Source organism: Ekhidna algicida (assembly GCF_051379705.1).
In the GTDB taxonomy this organism is placed as follows: domain Bacteria; phylum Bacteroidota; class Bacteroidia; order Cytophagales; family Cyclobacteriaceae; genus Ekhidna.
On the sequence record NZ_CP179868.1, the window covers coordinates 1,067,805 to 1,087,319 of the forward strand.

21 protein-coding genes are annotated in these 19,515 nt (G+C 39.7%); 13 read left to right on the top strand and 8 right to left on the bottom strand.

Annotated features, from left to right (window positions below; translation table 11 throughout):
- Nucleotides 1–28 precede the first annotated feature (28 nt).
- On the top strand, nucleotides 29–697 hold the full coding sequence (locus ACL8WY_RS04475; RefSeq protein ID WP_436517224.1) for a YggS family pyridoxal phosphate-dependent enzyme: 669 nt from the start codon (nucleotides 29–31) through the stop codon (nucleotides 695–697).
- On the opposite strand, the gene ACL8WY_RS04480 is transcribed toward ACL8WY_RS04475, so the two are convergent.
- On the bottom strand, nucleotides 694–1,098 hold the full coding sequence (locus ACL8WY_RS04480) for a DUF1573 domain-containing protein (protein ID WP_436517225.1): 405 nt from the start codon (nucleotides 1,096–1,098) through the stop codon (nucleotides 694–696). The genes ACL8WY_RS04475 and ACL8WY_RS04480 overlap by 4 nt on opposite strands.
- Nucleotides 1,099–1,157: 59 nt before the next feature.
- Between ACL8WY_RS04480 and ACL8WY_RS04485 the strand changes: the two genes are divergently transcribed.
- The 5 genes from ACL8WY_RS04485 (at nucleotide 1,158) to ACL8WY_RS04505 (ending at nucleotide 4,312) form a co-directional block, all read left to right on the top strand.
- Entirely contained in the window at nucleotides 1,158–1,649 is a 492-nt protein-coding gene (locus ACL8WY_RS04485) for an NUDIX domain-containing protein (RefSeq protein WP_436517226.1), read from the top strand.
- A gap of 73 nt (nucleotides 1,650–1,722) precedes the next feature.
- On the top strand, nucleotides 1,723–2,316 hold the full coding sequence (locus tag ACL8WY_RS04490; RefSeq protein WP_436517227.1) for a hypothetical protein: 594 nt from the start codon (nucleotides 1,723–1,725) through the stop codon (nucleotides 2,314–2,316).
- A gap of 6 nt (nucleotides 2,317–2,322) precedes the next feature.
- Nucleotides 2,323–3,213 (top strand): DUF3822 family protein, encoded by an 891-nt coding sequence (locus ACL8WY_RS04495; RefSeq protein ID WP_436517228.1) that lies wholly within the window; start codon nucleotides 2,323–2,325, stop codon nucleotides 3,211–3,213.
- A gap of 36 nt (nucleotides 3,214–3,249) precedes the next feature.
- Complete coding sequence (coaD, locus tag ACL8WY_RS04500; RefSeq protein WP_436517229.1) at nucleotides 3,250–3,702, top strand: pantetheine-phosphate adenylyltransferase; 453 nt, start codon at nucleotides 3,250–3,252, stop codon at nucleotides 3,700–3,702.
- Nucleotides 3,692–4,312, top strand: coding sequence for a hypothetical protein (locus ACL8WY_RS04505; RefSeq protein ID WP_436517230.1), 621 nt, complete (start codon nucleotides 3,692–3,694; stop codon nucleotides 4,310–4,312). The genes coaD and ACL8WY_RS04505 overlap by 11 nt, the downstream gene beginning before the upstream one ends.
- Here the strand turns inward: ACL8WY_RS04505 and ACL8WY_RS04510 are convergent.
- On the bottom strand, nucleotides 4,309–4,983 hold the full coding sequence (locus tag ACL8WY_RS04510) for an NUDIX hydrolase (protein WP_436517231.1): 675 nt from the start codon (nucleotides 4,981–4,983) through the stop codon (nucleotides 4,309–4,311). The genes ACL8WY_RS04505 and ACL8WY_RS04510 overlap by 4 nt on opposite strands.
- 99 nt (nucleotides 4,984–5,082) lie before the next feature.
- Here ACL8WY_RS04510 and pyrE point away from each other — a divergent pair, with 99 nt between their 5' ends.
- The 3 genes from pyrE to ACL8WY_RS04525 are packed head-to-tail and all read left to right on the top strand — an operon-like array spanning nucleotide 5,083 to nucleotide 8,110.
- Nucleotides 5,083–5,739: an orotate phosphoribosyltransferase gene (pyrE, locus tag ACL8WY_RS04515; protein WP_436517232.1), complete on the top strand. Its 657-nt coding sequence runs from the start codon at nucleotides 5,083–5,085 to the stop codon at nucleotides 5,737–5,739.
- Nucleotides 5,729–6,601 (top strand): TolB family protein, encoded by an 873-nt coding sequence (locus ACL8WY_RS04520; protein WP_436517233.1) that lies wholly within the window; start codon nucleotides 5,729–5,731, stop codon nucleotides 6,599–6,601. The genes pyrE and ACL8WY_RS04520 overlap by 11 nt, the downstream gene beginning before the upstream one ends.
- Nucleotides 6,602–6,652: 51 nt before the next feature.
- Entirely contained in the window at nucleotides 6,653–8,110 is a 1,458-nt protein-coding gene (locus ACL8WY_RS04525; RefSeq protein WP_436517234.1) for a hypothetical protein, read from the top strand.
- 39 nt (nucleotides 8,111–8,149) lie between these two features.
- Here ACL8WY_RS04525 and ACL8WY_RS04530 read toward each other — a convergent pair whose 3' ends face one another.
- From ACL8WY_RS04530 to ACL8WY_RS04540, 3 genes are read right to left on the bottom strand one after another with little or no spacing between them, the layout of a single operon-like run.
- Entirely contained in the window at nucleotides 8,150–8,920 is a 771-nt protein-coding gene (locus tag ACL8WY_RS04530; RefSeq protein ID WP_436517235.1) for a TIGR02757 family protein, read from the bottom strand.
- On the bottom strand, nucleotides 8,920–9,915 hold the full coding sequence (locus tag ACL8WY_RS04535) for a LysM peptidoglycan-binding domain-containing protein (RefSeq protein ID WP_436517236.1): 996 nt from the start codon (nucleotides 9,913–9,915) through the stop codon (nucleotides 8,920–8,922). Before ACL8WY_RS04535 ends, ACL8WY_RS04530 begins: the two co-directional genes overlap by 1 nt.
- Before the next feature lie 4 nt (nucleotides 9,916–9,919).
- Nucleotides 9,920–10,552 (bottom strand): hypothetical protein, encoded by a 633-nt coding sequence (locus ACL8WY_RS04540; RefSeq protein WP_436517237.1) that lies wholly within the window; start codon nucleotides 10,550–10,552, stop codon nucleotides 9,920–9,922.
- A 100-nt stretch (nucleotides 10,553–10,652) separates the two neighbouring features.
- Between ACL8WY_RS04540 and ACL8WY_RS04545 the strand changes: the two genes are divergently transcribed.
- The 3 genes from ACL8WY_RS04545 (at nucleotide 10,653) to ACL8WY_RS04555 (ending at nucleotide 13,106) form a co-directional block, all read left to right on the top strand.
- Nucleotides 10,653–11,987, top strand: a complete 1,335-nt coding sequence (locus ACL8WY_RS04545) for an NfeD family protein (RefSeq protein ID WP_436517238.1) — start codon at nucleotides 10,653–10,655, stop codon at nucleotides 11,985–11,987.
- Nucleotides 11,987–12,163, top strand: coding sequence for a hypothetical protein (locus tag ACL8WY_RS04550; RefSeq protein WP_436517239.1), 177 nt, complete (start codon nucleotides 11,987–11,989; stop codon nucleotides 12,161–12,163). The genes ACL8WY_RS04545 and ACL8WY_RS04550 overlap by 1 nt, the downstream gene beginning before the upstream one ends.
- 100 nt (nucleotides 12,164–12,263) lie before the next feature.
- Nucleotides 12,264–13,106 (top strand): DUF3667 domain-containing protein, encoded by an 843-nt coding sequence (locus ACL8WY_RS04555; protein ID WP_436517240.1) that lies wholly within the window; start codon nucleotides 12,264–12,266, stop codon nucleotides 13,104–13,106.
- Here ACL8WY_RS04555 and hemL read toward each other — a convergent pair.
- Genes hemL through guaA form a run of 3 tightly spaced genes read right to left on the bottom strand, consistent with a single transcriptional unit; the run spans nucleotide 13,084 to nucleotide 17,758 of the window.
- Complete coding sequence (hemL, locus tag ACL8WY_RS04560) at nucleotides 13,084–14,379, bottom strand: glutamate-1-semialdehyde 2,1-aminomutase (RefSeq protein ID WP_436517241.1); 1,296 nt, start codon at nucleotides 14,377–14,379, stop codon at nucleotides 13,084–13,086. The genes ACL8WY_RS04555 and hemL overlap by 23 nt on opposite strands.
- Nucleotides 14,360–16,204 (bottom strand): ABC transporter substrate-binding protein, encoded by a 1,845-nt coding sequence (locus ACL8WY_RS04565; RefSeq protein WP_436517242.1) that lies wholly within the window; start codon nucleotides 16,202–16,204, stop codon nucleotides 14,360–14,362. Before ACL8WY_RS04565 ends, hemL begins: the two co-directional genes overlap by 20 nt.
- Nucleotides 16,205–16,234: 30 nt before the next feature.
- Entirely contained in the window at nucleotides 16,235–17,758 is a 1,524-nt protein-coding gene (gene guaA, locus ACL8WY_RS04570; protein WP_436517243.1) for a glutamine-hydrolyzing GMP synthase, read from the bottom strand.
- A 132-nt stretch (nucleotides 17,759–17,890) separates the two neighbouring features.
- Here guaA and pafA point away from each other — a divergent pair, with 132 nt between their 5' ends.
- Nucleotides 17,891–19,501: an alkaline phosphatase PafA gene (gene pafA / locus ACL8WY_RS04575; RefSeq protein WP_436517244.1), complete on the top strand. Its 1,611-nt coding sequence runs from the start codon at nucleotides 17,891–17,893 to the stop codon at nucleotides 19,499–19,501.
- Nucleotides 19,502–19,515: the final 14 nt, after the last annotated feature.

Consider the following 19,515-nt stretch of genomic DNA (forward strand, 5'->3'; position numbering starts at 1 on the left):
AAATTTACGGATTGTAAAAGAGACAATAATGAGTGAAATATCAAATCGCATAAAAGAATTAAAAGAAACTTTACCTGAGACCTGTACACTAGTCGCAGTAAGCAAAACCAAGCCTAACTCTGATATCTTGGAAGCTTATGAGGCTGGCCATTTGGATTTTGGTGAAAATAAGGTTCAGGAACTCACTCAAAAGGCAGAGGAACTCCCAAATGACATTAAATGGCACATGATTGGGCACTTACAGCGCAACAAGGTCAAGTACATCGCTTCTTTTGTTCACTTAATTCACGGAGTAGACTCTTTAAAATTGCTGAAAGAAATAAACAAGCAAGGGAAAAAAGTGGGTCGAGTAATTGACTGCCTCTTACAAATCCACATTGCGGAAGAGGATACCAAGTTTGGATTAAGTAACGAAGAACTATTTGAAATTCTAAATGGTGAACCTCTTAAAGAAATGGTCAACATTCGTATAGTTGGGTTAATGGGGATGGCCACCAACACGGATGATGAGGATCAGGTAAGGAAGGAATTCAAAAATTTAAAACAGCTTTTTGATAAAGCAAAAAATTCTGATCACACTAATGTCAAAATGAACATTCTATCCATCGGAATGAGCGGAGATTATAAACTCGCGCTGGATGAGGGTAGTAGTATGATCAGAATCGGAAGTGCCATCTTTGGCGCCAGAAATTATTAATTATTCGGATCTGGAGGCATTACATTGGTAACAATCTTCACGCGTTCAGGGTTGTTAACTGCGTTAGACATAACAGTAATTACTTTGTTTTGCATCCCCATTTTTCCAGCACTGTTAAATACAACCTTTAAACGGGCTGTTGTTCCAGGCGCAATGGGTTCTCTTGGCCACTCTGGGGCTGTACAGCCACATGTTGTCCTTACATCCGACAAAATCAATGGCTCATTACCTGTATTTTCAAATTCGAATACATGCTCAACTCTCTCTCCTTGAGTGATTTCACCAAAATCGAACGACTTTTCAGAAAAGGAAATCTTAGGACCAGTCATTGGCTCCTCTCCTTCTTGGGCGGTTGCAAAAAAAGCAAAACCTACCAACAGCAACGATGCTAAATATTTCATATCTAAATTTAGTTTATTGTAGTTCTAATGATGTCAAAGTTAACGAACATACCATTGAAATGTTAAACGAAAATGAGTTGTCGAATCCTTTTGGAGGGAAAGTTAGGGTGCGTGTAGGTGGACTTTTGGTTGAAAACAGTAAAATTTTACTATTAAAACATCAAAACATTGGGCCAGAAGGCTACTTGTGGTCTCCTCCGGGCGGAGGAGTGGAATTTGGTGAAAGTCTACACGAAGCGCTCAAAAAAGAATTTCTTGAGGAAACTAATTTAAATATCAACGTCGGTGAATATTTATTTACCAATGAATTTATTAGAAAACCCTATCATGCAATTGAATTGTTCTTCCTAGTAAAACGTACTTCAGGAACTTTAAAGTTGGGTTACGATCCAGAATTAGCTGAAAATCAGCAAATGCTGACCGATGCAAAATTCTTTTCCGCCAAGGAAATAGAGACAATTCCCACAGCTGCCATTCATAATGTGTTTAATACCGCTGGTGCAAGACATAAAATTACCGATCTTAGGGGTTTGTTTACTTTTAAGCATTAATAGTATCTGGTGCTTCAAGAATCACCATTAAATATTTATAATTGCAAAAACCTAGCGAAAAAGAAATTTAGCAATGAGTAAAACGAAAATTGTTTCTGTGGTCATGCTCGTAGTGTGGGTGTCACTGGCCGTATTTTTAGTATACAGTATCAAGTCATCTATTGATGAAGCCGCGCGAATCGAAAACGCAGAAGCCCGAATCATCGAACAACTGAAGATGATCAGAGAAGCCGAGATTGCATATATGTCTGTGAATGGACAGTATACAAGCGATTGGGATAAACTACTAGCATTCATCGATACAGGAAAATTTTACCTGACAGAACGTAGTGAGACAATTATCCCACAGCCTTATGGAAAAGATAGCATCTATGTTGAAATAGATACTTTAGGTACCAAGGCGGTAATTGATTCACTCTTTGGAAATAACAAGTGGCCAAGGTTTAATTTGGCATCCTTACCTTACGTTCCGGACACTGCGCCAGCTGTTAAGTTCGACGTTTGGGCGGATAAAATCTTAAAAGCCGGTCTCTTGGTAAATGCGATTGAGGTGAAAAACCCAAGACCAGTAGATCCTACCAGAGACGAAGAAAGTGAATATAATACCAGAAAGCCTCTAAGATTTGGATCGCGAACAAGCGTGACCACAGCAGGTAACTGGGAATAAAATATTTTGATTGCGCAAGACACATCGACCTATAAGCTGATTAAGCGAGTAAAGGATACCAAGTTTACAATTGATGAACTTGATCATTACTCGCTTATCATGCAGGTTGGAATTTATGACTTGCAATTTGCGGTAGTAGACGCCCAGGACAATGTTGTCATGGGTCTTGAGGATTATCGGCTCGAAGGAATCAAAACGGTCAACGGTCGCCTTAGACTGATCAAGGATATCCTTGATAATCACGAATATCTCACTGCAGGTTTTTGGAAAGATGTGAAGCTGTGCCTCAAGTCACACAAGTTTTCTATGGTTCCGTCCGGTATGTTTGTCCAGGAAGCAGCAGCAGACTACCTCGCGCTCAATAGTGAGATTAAGACCGCTTTCGAAGAGGTTAATTACTACAAACAGGTTGCCGTCGATTCTGTAAATGTATTTGCCGCCGAAACTAAACTCTGTAGATGGATTGAATCGATCTATAAAAAGAAAAAAGTACATATTATCCATCAGGGAAGTGCCCTTATTGAAGGCTTTTTAAAACATGCAGATCATATAGATGAGAAAAGCATGTATGTCTACATCGATCGAGGCATTATGCATATAGTAGCCACCGAAGGCAAAAAACTCCTGTACTATAATCAGTTTGCGGCTAGAAAGAAACAAGACTATCTCAAATACATCATGCTTGTTTTCAATGAACTAGGCATGAGCGGGAAGGATAGTCACGTATTTCTTTGGGGCTTTATTAAACCCGCCTCTGAGGAAATGTCACTATTAAAAAAATACATTCGTAATATCTCTTTTGGCTCCAAGCCATCTTTTCTTCGGTTTAGTTACCTCTATGATGAGGTGGAAGATCATCAGTACTTTGATGTGCTGAGTGGGTATCTTTGTGTATAGGACAATGAGCAAGCTCATTTAAATGACTTTAAACAAATGAAAACGGCTATTTTTCCAGGTTCATTCGATCCATTCACCAAAGGACATTTTGATATTGTAGAGCGCAGTTTAGATTTATTTGATCGCGTAATCATTGCCATTGGCCACAATACCTCTAAGAATAATCGCTACTTCGAACTAGACTGGATGGTCGAAAAAATCAAGGAAGCATTTGCCGGAGAAGATCGTGTAGAAGTAGAAGTTTACGATGAGCTTACTGCTTCTCTTGCAAAGAAATGTAATGCCCAGTTTATGGTCCGCGGATTAAGAAACACCACAGACTTTGAATATGAGAATAGTATCTCTCAGATCAACCGCTATTTGAATGCTGATTTGGAAACCATATTTTTAATTACATCGCCGGAACTTGCACCAATCAGCTCCAGCATAATTCGCGAAGTACATCGTTATGGTGGAGACGTGAATCCTTTTTTACCCTATGAAGTGTAAGTTTCTCCTGCTTCTCATTTTTATTAGCCCGTTTGTTTTCTCCACAAAAGCCATTAGTCAAAGTTTTGAAGGCAGACTTGCCTATATAAACTACCAAGTAATTGAGGGAGATACTATTACGTCATCTTATTTGAACTACTGGGTAAAGGAAGATTTGTATAAGCATGCAGGATATGTACCAAAAATGCCATTCGTTGATCTAGGCACGTTGTATGCCGATGCAGACAAAATGATCAAAACGAATGTCAATAATGCGGGTGAAGTTGACAGGACTCCGATAAATCTGGATTGGGAAGCACCAAGCTTAAAAGTAGAAGCTATGAATAAGGTTGATTCAATTTTAGGTTTTCAATGTCAACTTTGGAAACTCATAGATTTAGAATCCGAAAAAGTCATATCCACATTATGGATAACTGAGGACATTAATAGTGAATATTTTGATCAATTAGTTGAATTGTTTGAATATAAAAACACTCTTTTTCCATGCATCGGAATCAACGGATGGATACTCAGGCGGGTAGATTATCGTAGAGAAGGAAAGACATTTGTTACAGAGATTGAGGAAGTTGAGAGAATGAAACTCAATATTTCTGAAATGGTGGTTTACTAAACCTCCTTCATCATTTTGGTATACTCCTGCATTACGTATCGAATGGATCTATACGAATCATGAAGGGCTTTACGCACTTGCTCAAGATCCATCCATTCTACCTTTTTTATTCCTTCGTCTTTTTGAGGTGCCATTTTGCTATCATCCAGGCAATGCATCGCATACCAATGTGTCTTTTTTAGAATGTATTTCTTTTTAGTCGTATAGGTATGCCAGACAGCATCGATTTTTTTATCTATCCGAACCTTAACACCAGTCTCTTCTTCAACCTCACGAACAGCACACTCATCTATGGATTCGCCTTTATCCAATTTACCTTTAGGAATATCCCAGACTTTGCGTCGATAAATCATTAAGAGTTTTCCCTCATTTTCAACAATTCCTCCAGCTGCTTCAATCACTTTGAATTTACTTTTCAGATAGTCTATTAGCGCTCTTTTTTCCCTGGAAGAAATAAAAATGGAATGAACCTTCTTCAGCTTCTTATCTGTCATTAGCTTGAGGAGGCTGTCAATTTGGTCGAACGATGCATTCATAATCAAGACGTCATCGACTAGTACTTCGGGAACAATGCTCTCGAATTCTCTTACCACCAATCCATAAGCACGATTCATATTAATCTTATTCTCCGAAAGAATGTAAACCGGGATGTCGTTGATAAAGATTTTCATCGTTGAAATTTACTAGAGCAAGTAAATCATAAATTAAAAATGAAACAAGACTTCTTTATTATTGATGGGTAACACGGGAGTTATTTATTTTGCAACCACATGAGCATCAAAATATACAACCCACAACTTGCTGCAGAAATAGCCGCAGACTTACTAAAAATTGGAGCAATTAAATTAAGCCCTCAGGAACCTTTTATATGGGCATCAGGATGGAAATCACCTATATATTGTGATAATAGGCTCAGCCTCTCATATCCTGATGTTCGCTCCAAAATAAAGACCGCATTAGGTCTTGCTGTTTCGAATTCATTTAATGGCGTTGATGTCATTGCTGGTGTAGCAACCGCCGGAATCCCACAAGGCGCATTGGTAGCTGAAGAGTTGGGACTCCCATTCATATATGTTCGCTCCAAATCCAAAGGACATGGCCTGCAAAATATGATTGAGGGAAAAATCGAGAAGGGTCAGCGCGTTTTACTGGTGGAAGACTTGGTTTCTACTGGTGGTAGTTCGCTTGCGGCAGCAGATGCTCTGCAAGAAGCTGGAGCTGAAGTAGCAGGGATGGTAGCGATTTTCACCTACGGCTTTCAGATTTCTGAAGATAATTTCAAAAACAAAAATGTAGATCTCGTAGTCCTTAGTGATTACCATCACCTGCTGGACCATGCGCAGGATGAGCGTATGTTTGAAAACGACGTTTTAAAAACGCTTAAAGAATGGAGAGAAGATCCAGAGAATTGGAACAATGAAACTTAAGCTTATACTCATCTTCATACTTTTCTATCAATGTACTCAAAGAGGATCTGAATCAATTGTTTTTCCCTTCGATCCCAAGCCGGGTAGCATTCCAATTCCATTTTACTCTGAGTTGATTCCAGATAGTCTGCTAGTACATAGAGGGGTACTTTCCAACAATTTTTCTGAATACTACTATGTCACTTCAGATAAGGTGTTTCAAAATTTTCATATCAATGTTGTCAGTTGGAAAGACGACAAATGGAGTAAGCCGAATAAAGCTTGGTTTAACAGCGAATATGATGATCATGGAGTGAGTTTCTCACCAGATGGTAATAGGCTCCTATTTAGCTCAACCCGGCCTGTTGGTGTTGAAGGTATTCCTCAAACCTGGCACCTTTGGCAATCTATTTATAAGAATGGAGAATGGTCAGAACCTGAGTTTATTGACATACCAAACTTGAGAAATAAGCTTGTATCTCATCCGACAATCTCGCCAGATAGAATCCTTTATTTTCATGTGAGCGATCTCGACTATTCGAATATGAATATTTACTTCTCTGAATTAAAAGGAGATGGGTTCCAAGATGCTCACAAATTATCCTTTGAAGGGTTGGATACCGGCACATGCACACCCTATATTTCAGGCGATGGTCAATCACTTTTCTTCGCTTCCATTGAGGAAAACCTGCCTATTTGTCTTGTTAGAAGAACGAAAGATGGTTGGGGCAGTCTCATCAAACTCCCATCAAACCTTATTGAGGGAAGTCAAGCCAATCCATATATTTCGTTGAATAACCAGTTCATTTTTTATGCTTCAGAAGATGCTGCTAGTGGTAATTGGTACATAAAGTGGGCCGATATTTCTTTCCTGACTAAATGATGTGAATACTGATTTCTTAGGTAGATTCGTAAAAGCCCAACGATAAATGCCATGAAATCAAGAATATTATTTACCGTACTGATTGCATCGATTAGCTTTTCAGCAAATACAATCATCGATCCTGAGAAAGAGCCACTAACGAATGGATTTCAGAGTTCTAAAATTCCGCTAGAATGGTTAACTGGTGATCAGCCACAGCTTCTTACATCTATGGCAAATTCGATTTCCAAACGTGAGACTTTAAGTGGCGATAGTAAAAATCTTACTGCAATTGTTGGCGGCTGGCATGCTCAGGCTATTGGTCAGTACAAAGATTACGTTTATGTAGCTTTTAGTGACGGGAGCCTTGGCAAGGGAGAAGCAAAGGTTGGCTCCAAAAATCCGGTTGGGAAACTTTGGATTTACAATACAAAAACAAAACAAAGTCAACTTAAGAACCTGGAAAGTGGATATCCACATCCATGCTCAATTCAAGTAACGGGAAAATATCTCACGATAGTAATTGAAGCAGAATATGGACTCAGTCAGGCAGCTCTTGGCAACAAACGAGATGAGCAATCTTTAGTTCTTATCTATGATCTTGAACAAGATCCCAATTGCTCAATTGAAGTTGGCAGAATATCACAAGAAAATACCAATAGTGGGGGTGCTGGGTTAGCCTGGAGTCCAAAAACTAAATGCTGGTATATGCTGGTTGACCAAGACTCTAAAGATGGTAAAGTAGTTGTTTATAAAACAGCAAATGAGAAACTAGACTCATGGCAGAAGCAACCAATTGCAAAATATCGCAGGTATGGCTCAGGCGCCGGACTAAACCTATTAACAGCTTCGGATAACTCTATTTGGGGATTGTACTACGAAAACACTGAAATTGAGAAACACAGTTTTGCCAACTACGACATAACAGAAGACAAAGTTCGCCTCTTTAAACTTATAGAACCAAATGGTACACCCGTTGCTAGACGAACTGTTTTTACACAAACCGTAAATATTAGTACACCTCGAATAAAAGCCGTGGGCGAACTATTGGCCAATCGTCCAGGAATGCGTTTTGGTGCTGGATTAAGATATGAAAACGGGGTACTTGAGCTCCTCACCTGTCAACGCAATATGAATAAAAGCTTTAATATCGATCGGAATACCTTGCTGGGTGGTAAAAGGACACAAGCTGTGTTTATGAATTTAGCGAAAGCGAAAGGTGAAATTTATCTCTCATCATTATCTAATTCAACACAAAACCATAACCTCAAAAAAAACCAATCCGAGTCAGGAGCCATGGTTCTTCAGCCACCTGTAAAAGGAGATGTAAACTACTTTTCTGAAAAGAGTATCTCCTCATCAGGTTTTGGAGGTTTGAGTAGTTTAAAAAAATCTGCCCAATGGACAGATGCCTTTGAAGCACACTCAAGTGCTCCACTTGTTCTGTTTTATCTGGAAGGATTAACTGATGTCCAAGGCCAAATGATCGAGTACTATACAACAAAAACATCAGACAATAAGATAAATTAATCTTGGCATTTCTAAATTAATGAAAGCTTATTCGAATGACTAAAATTTCTCTTCCACTCCTAAGCCGAAGAGTGCAAAGTCATATTTTACCGGATCATCAGGATCTAGATCTTTAAGATTTTCTGTTAACTCCAAAGCTGTTTGCCAGTCGGTTTGCTTCCTTTTTATCAAACCCAGCTTTCGAGCTACTCTATCTACATGAAGATCGCATGGACAAATTAGCTGCTTGGTCTCTATCTTATTCCAAATACCAAAATCTACACCTTTGTCATCTTTTCGAACCATCCACCTCAGAAACATATTGATGCGTTTACAGGCTGACTTTCTGGATGGATTAGGTATATGCTTATACGTACGTTTCGGATGATCAGGCAACGAAAAAAACAATTCGAAAAATTGCGTAAGTCGTGCTTCCATTGTCGCATATCTGTTCAATCTGGCAACGAAAGCTTCTTCGAGTGATTCATGATTTTGATAAAACCAACGAAAAAAATGAAGAAAGTAAAGTGCATCAGTACTATTAAAAGTCCGATGTTTAAATTCCGTAAATGGCTTTAAATCCTGATCTGAATAATTAAGCACAAACTGATGTGGAGCATTTCCCATTAGCTCCAGAAATTCATGGCTTTTATTGATGATGGTCTTACGTTGACCCCAGGCAAATACAGCCGCAAGAAATCCAGCAATCTCAATGTCTTGCTTTTTTGAGTATTCATGCGGAATGCAAATGGGATCATTGGGAATAAAACCAGGCTGATTGTACTCCTCAACTTTATCATCTAGAAAAGATTTAAGCTCTTCCCTATTCACTACTTATTGTAAGAAACCTCTACACGGGATTTGGAATCCAAAATACCCAACTGATCATAGGCTGGCTGAGACAGCCTGAGCAAGAGATTCTTATTGAGCCCAGTATTTGGAAGCTTCCCAACGATTTTTACGTGGACAGTTTGATTATTCATCAAATTTCGAACCTCAAGATTTGTACCGATTGGTAAGTTCCGATGTAGTGCCAAAAAACGTGATGTTTTCAGTGATTGAATGACTGAAGCCACTCCCTCTTCATATATGCGCTCAAATCCATTTTCATCGATCTGTGATCGGGTTGTTTTCTTGGGCTCATTGATTAGTACTTTTGGTGACTCCTGAGAAGACTTATAAAACAGTTTCTGTCCAATCTTCAGATAATCTGACTCCATGCTGTTCCAGATTTTAAGGCTATCAATACCTACACCAATCTTGCGTGCTATCGTCGATAGCGTCTCTCCAGTTTGAACAAGATATTTTTCAAAACTTGCAAAAGGATCTTCCTCAGTCAGAGTGCTGTCCTTTACTACTACTTCAATGACCTTATCAGTTGGTTCACCGTCGACGCTTAAAGTAGGGATTTCTGCATCTTTTCGAAGTTTCAGAGGCATTCCTGGTGAAATATTATTGTCCGGAAGGTTATTCCACCTGCGTAGATCCTTAAGTTTTAATCCATATTTTTTTGAAATACTGTAAAGTGTTTCGCCTAATTCAACCCTGTGAATATTTTCATTTGACCCTTCGAAAGATGTTTTAACAACCACCGCTTCTACTGGTTTTTCATCATCGATGAGCACGTAAATTACCTGTCCAATTTCAATGCGATTATCTACTATTTGATTGTGCTTAATAATTCCCAGCACCGAACCTCCATATCGTTTTGCGATGGAATAAATTGTTTCTTCTTCTTCCACTTCATGCACCACAAACAATCCTTCCTCCCTCTGCTCGGTCCGAAGACTATCCACCGGACTGGCGAATAGCATTAATGTGATCATGAAACTAACCAGTGTACACACAAACCTCATTTTGATCTTTTATAAATATTAATTGACCTTGAAATACAAAAAATGCGCCAGGTGAAAAACCCTTCATCCCCGTGTCCTGACAAACCTTCCATTCTTTTTCGCCATTCTGCAGTAAAAGCAGATACCTGTCAAATACATTACCTGAACGAAGATAGTAGCTGATTATGATTTTATCGTTCCATTCTAAATATTCGCAAGAGTGCGGAAGTTCCAACGACAAAAACTCCGATACTGTTTTATGATATTCGGTACCATGTTCGTAAATACTCGGATATTGGATTGAATGCCCGAATGTAGGGATTTTAGTTATTGGTTCTTTTCTACCATCTCTCCATGAAAGACTAAAATATGCGTTTTGATTTGGGTCATGTTCATCTTGGTACTCGATGAAATATAAAGTGTCGTTTTTAGCACCAATGAGCTGTGTCCATTTAGCATGCTGCACTTTCTTAGTGTCATATTTCAAAGATCTTAGATTGAGCTTTACCACTTCAGATTCATCATTTAGCCCACGTATATCTAAATAAAAATTGCTCGAATCACCTTCCACAACCGAATTCCATATTTTACCTGTGAACGAAATGTGCTTGATGGATTCTGCTATCATGAATCAAATAAATTTAATCATCCTTCAATTTTAGGATAACTTTATGGAGGGAACGACAGTTTCAAAGTTGGAGCTTTGTTGTGACTTTTAGCAATCAAATATGAGAAAACTATTTACACTTTTTGGATTACTATTAACAACCATCCTGATAGGTCAGGACAAGGAGAAACCTCTGGTTCTTCATCTTAAGATTAGCGATGTAATTGATCCTAGAACCAATCGTTACTCTGAACTTGGTTTGGAGAAGGCTCAAGAGTTAGATGTTGACTATGTGATTCTCGAGCTCGACACCTACGGTGGGGCTTTAAACGACGCTGATGATATCAGAACACGAATTCTAAACTTCGATCGACCGATTTATACATTTATAAACAAGGATGCTGCATCAGCCGGAGCGCTCATTTCGATAGCATGTGACAGCATATATATGGCTCCCGGCTCAAGCATTGGAGCAGCAACTGTCGTAACACAAGATGGAGCCGCAGCACCAGACAAATACCAATCTTACATGAGGTCTATCATGCGATCGACCGCCGAAGCAAAAGGCCGAAACCCACGAATGGCAGAGGCAATGGTAGACCAAGATATTGATCTGGATAGTATTGCAACCGAAGGGAAGATTCTAACTTTATCTACTTCCGAGGCAATAAAATACGGTTTTTGCGAAGCTGAAGTCAATAGCATCGCTGATATTATGAAGCGATCAGGTGTTGACGATTACGAAATTGAAGTGTTTGATCTTGGCGCTACTGAAAAAATTATCTCACTTTTCTTAAATCCTTTTGTGAGTGGGATTCTGATACTGATTATTGTAGGTGGAATCTACTTTGAGCTACAGACACCAGGTGTAGGCTTTCCAATTCTTGCTTCTCTGATTGCTATTATACTTTACTTCGTACCTAACTATCTCAATGGCTTAGCTGAAAATTGGGAAATCTTAATGTTTGTAGTAGGAATCATTCTTATAGCTCTTGAGGTTTTTGTGATCCCAGGTTTTGGAGTGGCTGGTGTTCTTGGACTAATCTGCACCATCGGCTCACTCATCTTAGTTATGCTCAATAATGACATGTTTGACTTCTCATTTGTGGGTGGGGATCAGATTTTCATTTCATTTGCTACGGTTATTGCCGGAATGTTTGGAGCCATAATCGTTATGTTTTTTGGCGGGGCTCGACTTCTCAATAGCAACGTATTTAAGCGTGTAGCACTTCAGGACGTCCAAGACGCTGATCAAGGATATACCTCCACTTTTTACAAAGAAAAATCGATGATTGGGCTAAAAGGAAAAACATTTACACGTCTAAGACCTAGCGGAAAAATCGAGGTGGATGGAGTGATTTACGATGCGTTCACAAGGGGTAATTTTATCGACGAAGGTGTAGATATCGAAATTATTTCTGATGAAGGCACCAGTCTGAAAGTGAAAGAAGCATAATGAAGTTATACCCAACCCTAATCTGGATTTTCACCATTCTGGCTTTTGTTTTCCTTTTCTTCTCACTGAGGACGGAAACCAATCAAATCCTTTATAGTTTTATCGCTTTGGGATTATGGTTAGTAGCATTTTTACTCAACAAGTTTAAACCCGGTGAAAAAGAGAAGGAAACATAAATCTTGCCTCAATTGTGGTGAACTGCTCAACCAAAAACATAATTACTGCCCGAACTGTGGTCAAGAGAACACTGATCATCAGATAAGCCTGGGACTGCTAATGAGGGAGGTTACTTCAAATTTCCTATCTCTCGATTCTCGTTTTGCGCATACATTCAAACCTTTCCTTATCAATCCCGGGAAGATTACAAATGCATTCATCGAGGGCAAACGAGTCTATTACGCCAATCCAATCCGATGGTATTTAGTCATCAGTATTTTCCACTTTTTCTTCATGGCCAGAATGTTTGAACCAACCGTGAAGGATAAAAAACAAAGGGGGTTTGGAGCAGAAACTGAATTGTCAGAGGCCAAGTTTGACAGCTTGTATAACCTTCCCGATACCGCTCACACAGGATGGCCTTTGTCAGATGCCAGGCAAAAAATGGTCAATCACCTGATCGAAACCACAAACCTAAATGCGGATGCTATAATCGACTCTTTGAATATTAACACGGGTTCTTGGGCAAACGACTTTGCAGTTAACAAGATTGTCAAAATTAATCAGGAGACAACTGCATCACTCAATGAATATTTATTGAGGCAAATCCCCTTGATCATATTTTTCATACTTCCGGTCTATGCCTTTTTACTCAAGCTATTCTTTTGGAGGAAGGGACTATATATCACGCATTTGATTCATTCCATCCACCTCCACTCCTTCTTATTTTTCCTTTTAGGCTGGACTTGGGTTTTTTCCCTCTTTTTTGAGGATTTTAAGGACTATGGATTACCGATATCTATGACCCTCACATTTATCTATTCTGTAATCAGCTTTAAAAAGGTCTATGGCATCAAAATTGGGTGGAGCATTTTCAGAGCTTCAATGCTCGGATTTATCTACACTTTCGCAGTGTCTTTCGCTCTTTTGCTTGGCGTTCTTATCTCCCTTGCTCTGCTTTGAGAAAATCCTCGAAAGAGGATACAATCTGACCTATTTCATTGTCACCAATACAATTAGAAATGAATAATGACTCGAACTGTGATGGCGCGAGGTATACTCCAGCATTGAGCATGTGACGAAAATACTTTCCAAATAACTCCGTATCACATGACTTAGCTGTTTTAAAGTCCACCACTTTTTTATCTGTGAAGAAAAGACTAATCATACTACCAATTTGATTCATGGTGTATTTGAGTTTATGCTTTTTCAAAGCCTTCTCATAGCCACTCATTATCTTCTTTGCTGCCTTCTCTATATTTTCATACACTTCAGGGTGATCGTTGAGATAACTGAGTTGAGCATAGCCAGCTGCCATGGCAACTGGATTTCCTGATAATGTACCAGCTTGGTAAACTGGCCCTTGTGGGGAAACAAAATCCATTACATCACTTCGTCCTCCGTACGCTCCAACAGGCATGCCTGCACCGATTATTTTACCCAAAGTAGTCAAGTCCGGCTTGACTCCATAGACTTCTTGAGCGCCACCTTTTGCCAAGCGGAAACCAGTCATTACCTCATCAAATATCAAGAGAATTCCATCTTCATCACATACCGTACGAAGGCCTTCAAGAAAGCCAGGTTCGGGTAATACGCACCCCATATTTCCGGCAACAGGCTCTACGATAATGGCCGCAATTTCACCTTGGTTGGACGCCAAGACTTCTTTTACCTTTTCAATATTATTGTATGGGGCCAATAAGGTATCCTGCGCTGTGCCTTTAGTTACGCCAGGACTATCTGGCTCCCCCATTGTCATTGCTCCACTTCCTGCAGCAATCAAAAATGAATCCCCATGACCATGATAACAGCCTTCAAACTTTAGCACTTTGTCGCGCTTGGTGAATCCACGGGCCAAACGAATGGCTGACATAGTGGCTTCAGTGCCCGAGTTAACCATTCTCACTTTTTCAATAGAAGGAACCATCTCATTAATAAGCTCAGCCAGCTCCACTTCCATTCTGCTGGGAGCGCCAAATGACGGAGATCCGATTACGGCTTTGAATATCGCCTCTTCTATTTGCTTGTTAGCATGTCCCAGAATCATTGGTCCCCAACTATTGATCAAATCAATGTAGGAGTTTCCATCTTCATCGTACATGTAAGCGCCTTCAGCTTTCGCAAAAAAAATGGGGTCACCCCCCACTGCTTTGAATGCACGAACTGGTGAATTTACCCCACCAGGTATGTAGTCTTTTGCCCGATCAAAAAGTTCTTTACTTGTTGCTATCTTCATTAGTTGCGTTAACTTCTTGTTTGCTGTTTTGGTTTCTCAATTGGAGATTTTCTAAGGTAGTGATAGGCACCAACTGATTGTCTTTATAAGGACCATACTTTACTCCTTCCATGATATATCCGGAATACCTATTGCCATCAAGTAAACCGCGCTGAAAGTATTTGCCATGCTCATCCATGAGCTTACCGAGGTGCCAAATCAGCTCGTATCCGTATATATGATATTCACTTGGCTCTATCCCTACCGATTCAACAAAAGTCCTTTTGATACGATCATAGTTTTCACTTTCAAGGTCATAATAAGATGGGCTAAGAAAATCTATTTGGAGTCGTTCCAGTTGAGCATAAGAAACCAAGGAAAAATTAAGCCAGTCTTGATAGCCGATGATACCAATACTATCACTCCTCACCTCCACCATACTTATGAAATTATTTGCAAGTAGATTACTTGATGTTGCAGCAAATATGTGTCCGATACTATCCGGCTGCACGGTGAATTTCACCTCGTAAGACTCTATAACGTCCTCTCCTTTTGAGTCTCGCATAATCCTTCCGGACTCTTCATTTCTTAAGCTTCTAGTTCTGACGGTTCTACCCGGTATAAGCGCAATGGAGTCAATTTCATCTTGTGAGTACATAGTGTCTAGTCGAACTTCGTACTGCTCTGTAAAATCTATTTGAATCTGTTGTGCATCCTCATTGGTGAGACGCTCAAATCGAACAACAAAAAAACTATCCCTCTCAATAGTCTCTCGGTAGGCATTTGCGATGATGCTATCTCTATCGGTTTCATAGAAAATGAAGAGCTTTTTGTTATCTGTAAATTTCTGTGCTGCAAATCGCGCAGCTTCCCTGCCTTGTGTAGAGTAGGCTGGTTTAAACAAAAATGAATACGGGTTATCGCCAATGATCTCTTCGTTTGATGAGACAGGGTTGATCATGGTTACTTTATTTTCTTTCGAAAACTGTGAAATATATCTGGATGGACCCGTGTAAAGTGGTCCTACAATAGCATCTGCTTTATCCAGCTTACCATCCTTTACAAGGTCATTAGCCACAGAACCTTTCTTTTTTGTATCATAAGGAAACAGGTTGACACTGATTCCTTGCTCTTTCAAATCTTCCTGAGCTTTATTCATTCCCTGGTAGAGGTCAAAGATTATTGAGTTCCTAATTACGGTTTTAGGTGTTGCCAGACCTTCATACATAAATGGAAGCACAACCGCTATCGCATATTCATCTTTCTTGACAATCGGAAGGCTTTCATCTGGTCCGATTGTCAAGTTGAATTTTTCGGCCAACTCTAACAAAAGCAGCTGATCACGCTCATCATATGGTTGGTTTTGAATGGCTTTGGCGTAATAAGTGCCGATATAGGAATTATTTGGGTTTAAAGCATATGCTGAATCCAAGCCGGATACTGATAATTTTTCGAGGAAGTTATCAACAAGAAAGTTTCTCCAATTTTCAGGAAGGTTTTCAACTCTGCGAAATGCCTGCCAAAGGTTGTTCTGATCAAAAGCCAGATAAGCAAGCCAATAGTCCACTTCTTGTTGTTGCTCCCAGTCTGGAAACTTCACTTTAATCTGCTTGAACATATCCTCAGCCTCTTTGGACTGATTCAGCTTCAGTGATGATAAGGCGTAATAGAATGAAGCATACGCACCAAAAGTCCCATCATTGGTGATATTTTGAAATGCTTGTTTGGCTTCTGTATAATTCCCAAGTCCAAATTGTCTCTTGGCTTCCAGGTATTCACCCTGACTTGATTGCGCTGAGACTGAGAGAATTGAAATGAATAATATACTAAAGATGAGAGTTCGCACAGTTGGTTGTTTTTCTTTCAAAGCTAATTATTATTCCCACTCAATGGTTGCTGGTGGCTTGGAACTGATATCATAAACCACTCGATTGACACCTTTAACGTTGTTGATGATTTTGTTTGAGATCTTACCGAGGAATTCATACGGTAAATGAACCCAGTCTGCGGTCATACCATCTAAACTAGCAACGGCTCTCAATGCGACCACATTTTCATAGGTTCGCTCATCTCCCATTACACCCACAGATTGTACAGGTAGCAGCATAGCACCCGCTTGCCACACATCATCATAAAGTCCTTCTTCTTTCAAACCATTGATAAAATGAGCATCCACTTCTTGCAGTATTCTTACCTTCTCCTCAGTGATGTCGCTAAGTATCCTGATACCCAAACCAGGACCTGGAAACGGATGACGTCCTAAGATGAACTCGGGTATCTCCAATGTTCTTCCCACATTTCTAACCTCATCCTTGAATAGTGTATTCAATGGCTCTACTACTTTCAAATTCATTTTAGCAGGCAGGCCGCCAACGTTGTGGTGTGATTTGATTGTAACTGAAGGGCCGTTAACGGATACCGATTCGATTACATCGGGGTAGATCGTCCCCTGACCAAGCCATTTCACATCTTTGATGCTTTTGGCTTCCTCATCAAAAACTTCAATGAATACGCGACCTATAATTTTTCTTTTTCCTTCCGGGTCGCTTTCACCCTTCAATTCATCATAAAATCTGGATTTGGAATCAACACCCTTCACATTGAGCCCCAATCCCTCATACGATTTTAAGACCTCCTCAAATTCATCTTTCCTTAAAAGTCCGTTATCTACGAAAATGCAATAGAGATTTTCGCCAATTGCCTGGTGAATCAACATGGCGGCTACAGAAGAATCCACTCCTCCGGAAAGTCCTAAAACTACTTTATCATCACCCAGTTGCTCTTTGAGCTTAGCTACAGTTTCCTCTACAAAAATATCTGGCGTCCAATCTTGAGACGCCTTACAGATATGAACAACAAAGTTTCTCAACACCACTTTACCATCTATGCTATGAGTAACTTCCGGGTGGAATTGTATTCCGTAAATATCCTTATCCTCAATCTTGAAAGCAGCAACTGGAATTGACTCTGTTGCAGAAATCAGCTTAAAATTATCTGGCAAGTCCGTAATGGTATCCGCATGAGACATCCAAACCTGACTCCCAATTTCTACTTCTTTTAGTAAATCATAATGTGAATCGACCACCTTTAGGTTGGCTCTTCCGTATTCTCGATGATTAGACTTAGCTACTGTCCCTCCATTTTTCTTCACAAGAAGTTGAGCACCATAGCAAACTCCTAAGACAGGCAAATCTCCAAGATCTTCAATATTGATATCTGGTGATCCTTCATCCAATACAGAGCAAGGTCCTCCAGAAAGGATTACTCCTTTTACATCAGGCGTAATCTCAAACTTGCTAAATGGATGTATTTCACAGTAAACATTTAGCTCACGTACACGCCTGGCTATTAATTGGGTATATTGTGAACCGAAATCGAGAATAAGGATTTTGTCTTGCATGGCCGCAAAATTACTGTTTCTGAGATACCACTAGTGTGTTTATTTATCGAAAATTTCATGAGATCATCCAAAGAATTTAATACTGGAATAATTTTGGTTTAATACCTTCACGAATCAGAACTGTCCGTACGTATGAAGAAATCACTTTATTGCCTATTAATTCTATTGTCGACAGCCCTGGCAGGGCAAGAAAAGCCACGTTTAGTTGTGGGCATTGTTGTTGATCAAATGAGGTATGATTACCTCTCCCGGTATTATAATGATTTCGAAGAAGGTGGATTTAAAAGGTTGATTGAAGATGGGTTTTTGTTTAAAAATGCTCATTACGATTATTCGCCTACCAAAACAGGCCCTGGGCACGCCTCGATTTACACTGGAACTACTCCTGCGCGACATGGGATTATTGGAAATGACTGGTTCGTCCCAGCAATTGACAGAAGAGTAAACTGTGTTGAAGACACAACGGCATCCGTAGTTGGTGGTGTTTCGAATGGAAAGGTGTCTCCTAAAAATTTACTCACAACTACCATAACAGATGAGCTTCGGCTTTTCTACAACTTCAACTCTAAGGTGGTTGGCGTTTCTCTGAAAGATAGAGGTGCTTCGCTCCCCGCTGGTCACAATCCCACAGGAGCCTACTGGTATGATCTCCAGAGTGGCAATATGATCACAAGTACTTATTACGCGCAAAAACTACCAACCTGGGTCAATGATTACAACAAACAAAAAAGACCTTTTGAGCTGATCAACGGCAAATGGGAATTGCTAAAAGATGAAAGTATATATAATGAAAGCATAGCCGACCAAAACGAATACGAACAGCCGATTAGAAGTGGAATGGATGTTTCCTTTCCGCACGATCTTTCTAAACATAAAGAGGACCCTTCCATCTTGAAATACACGCCTTTTACAAATACAGTGATTAAAGAAATTGCTTTAAAAGCAGTTGAAGGAGAAGAATTGGGCAAAGATAGCATACCCGACTTTCTCACAATCAGCTTTTCAGCAACTGATGATGTTGGACATAGATTCGGGCCCAGATCCATGGAAGTACAGGACACTTATTTACGATTAGATAAAGAACTGAGAGAAATACTAACCTATCTCGATCAAAATGTAGGGAAAGACAATTACGTGGTATTCTTGTCTGCAGATCATGGTGCTACTGACGTTCCTTCTTACTTATACAAAAACAAGATGCCTGCAGGCTATCATAATAATGGATACATCAAATCCGTCCTGACGGAGGCATTAGAAAAGGAATATGGCGAAGGAAAATGGATAAGTTCAATTATTAATGAACAGATATACCTAAATCACAAATTACTTAATGAGAAAGGTCTGGATTCAAAGCCAGTTAAACAAATCATAATTGAAAGACTCTTGCAGGAAGATTATGTGGTTGAAGCCTTTGATAAGGATGTGGTAGCTATGCGCATGTTTACAGATCCAACATTGATCCGCTTGCAAAATGGTTACAACAATAAGCGAAGCGGTGATATATTGTATAATTTGACCCCTAGCAATCTCAACGATGCGTTTGGGCGAAAAGGGACCGACCATCGCACGCCGTACGCTTACGACACGCATATTCCAATCATTTTTTATGGGAAAGGAATAAAAAAAGGCAATAGCATCAGACGTGTAGACATCACCGATATTGCTCCCTCACTTTCCGCGCTCCTTGACATTTCACTGCCAAGCGGAAGCTCCGGCGAACCATTAAAAGAATTGTTTGATTAGAACCATTTTGCACT

Bases quoted from the DNA above. Each gene is read 5' to 3' on its own strand.
- ACL8WY_RS04505 (WP_436517230.1), top strand. From the start codon at position 3,692: ATGAAGTGTAAGTTTCTCCTGCTTCTCATTTTTATTAGCCCGTTTGTT.
- pyrE (WP_436517232.1), top strand. From the start codon at position 5,083: ATGAGCATCAAAATATACAACCCACAACTTGCTGCAGAAATAGCCGCA.
- ACL8WY_RS04535 (WP_436517236.1), bottom strand. From the start codon at position 9,915: ATGATCACATTAATGCTATTCGCCAGTCCGGTGGATAGTCTTCGGACC.
- ACL8WY_RS04510 (WP_436517231.1), bottom strand. From the start codon at position 4,983: ATGAAAATCTTTATCAACGACATCCCGGTTTACATTCTTTCGGAGAAT.
- ACL8WY_RS04540 (WP_436517237.1), bottom strand. From the start codon at position 10,552: ATGATAGCAGAATCCATCAAGCACATTTCGTTCACAGGTAAAATATGG.
- ACL8WY_RS04545 (WP_436517238.1), top strand. From the start codon at position 10,653: ATGAGAAAACTATTTACACTTTTTGGATTACTATTAACAACCATCCTG.
- ACL8WY_RS04480 (WP_436517225.1), bottom strand. From the start codon at position 1,098: ATGAAATATTTAGCATCGTTGCTGTTGGTAGGTTTTGCTTTTTTTGCA.
- ACL8WY_RS04520 (WP_436517233.1), top strand. From the start codon at position 5,729: ATGAAACTTAAGCTTATACTCATCTTCATACTTTTCTATCAATGTACT.
- ACL8WY_RS04525 (WP_436517234.1), top strand. From the start codon at position 6,653: ATGAAATCAAGAATATTATTTACCGTACTGATTGCATCGATTAGCTTT.
- coaD (WP_436517229.1), top strand. From the start codon at position 3,250: ATGAAAACGGCTATTTTTCCAGGTTCATTCGATCCATTCACCAAAGGA.
- ACL8WY_RS04555 (WP_436517240.1), top strand. From the start codon at position 12,264: ATGAGGGAGGTTACTTCAAATTTCCTATCTCTCGATTCTCGTTTTGCG.
- ACL8WY_RS04550 (WP_436517239.1), top strand. From the start codon at position 11,987: ATGAAGTTATACCCAACCCTAATCTGGATTTTCACCATTCTGGCTTTT.
- guaA (WP_436517243.1), bottom strand. From the start codon at position 17,758: ATGCAAGACAAAATCCTTATTCTCGATTTCGGTTCACAATATACCCAA.
- hemL (WP_436517241.1), bottom strand. From the start codon at position 14,379: ATGAAGATAGCAACAAGTAAAGAACTTTTTGATCGGGCAAAAGACTAC.
- pafA (WP_436517244.1), top strand. From the start codon at position 17,891: ATGAAGAAATCACTTTATTGCCTATTAATTCTATTGTCGACAGCCCTG.
- ACL8WY_RS04485 (WP_436517226.1), top strand. From the start codon at position 1,158: ATGTTAAACGAAAATGAGTTGTCGAATCCTTTTGGAGGGAAAGTTAGG.
- ACL8WY_RS04475 (WP_436517224.1), top strand. From the start codon at position 29: ATGAGTGAAATATCAAATCGCATAAAAGAATTAAAAGAAACTTTACCT.
- ACL8WY_RS04490 (WP_436517227.1), top strand. From the start codon at position 1,723: ATGAGTAAAACGAAAATTGTTTCTGTGGTCATGCTCGTAGTGTGGGTG.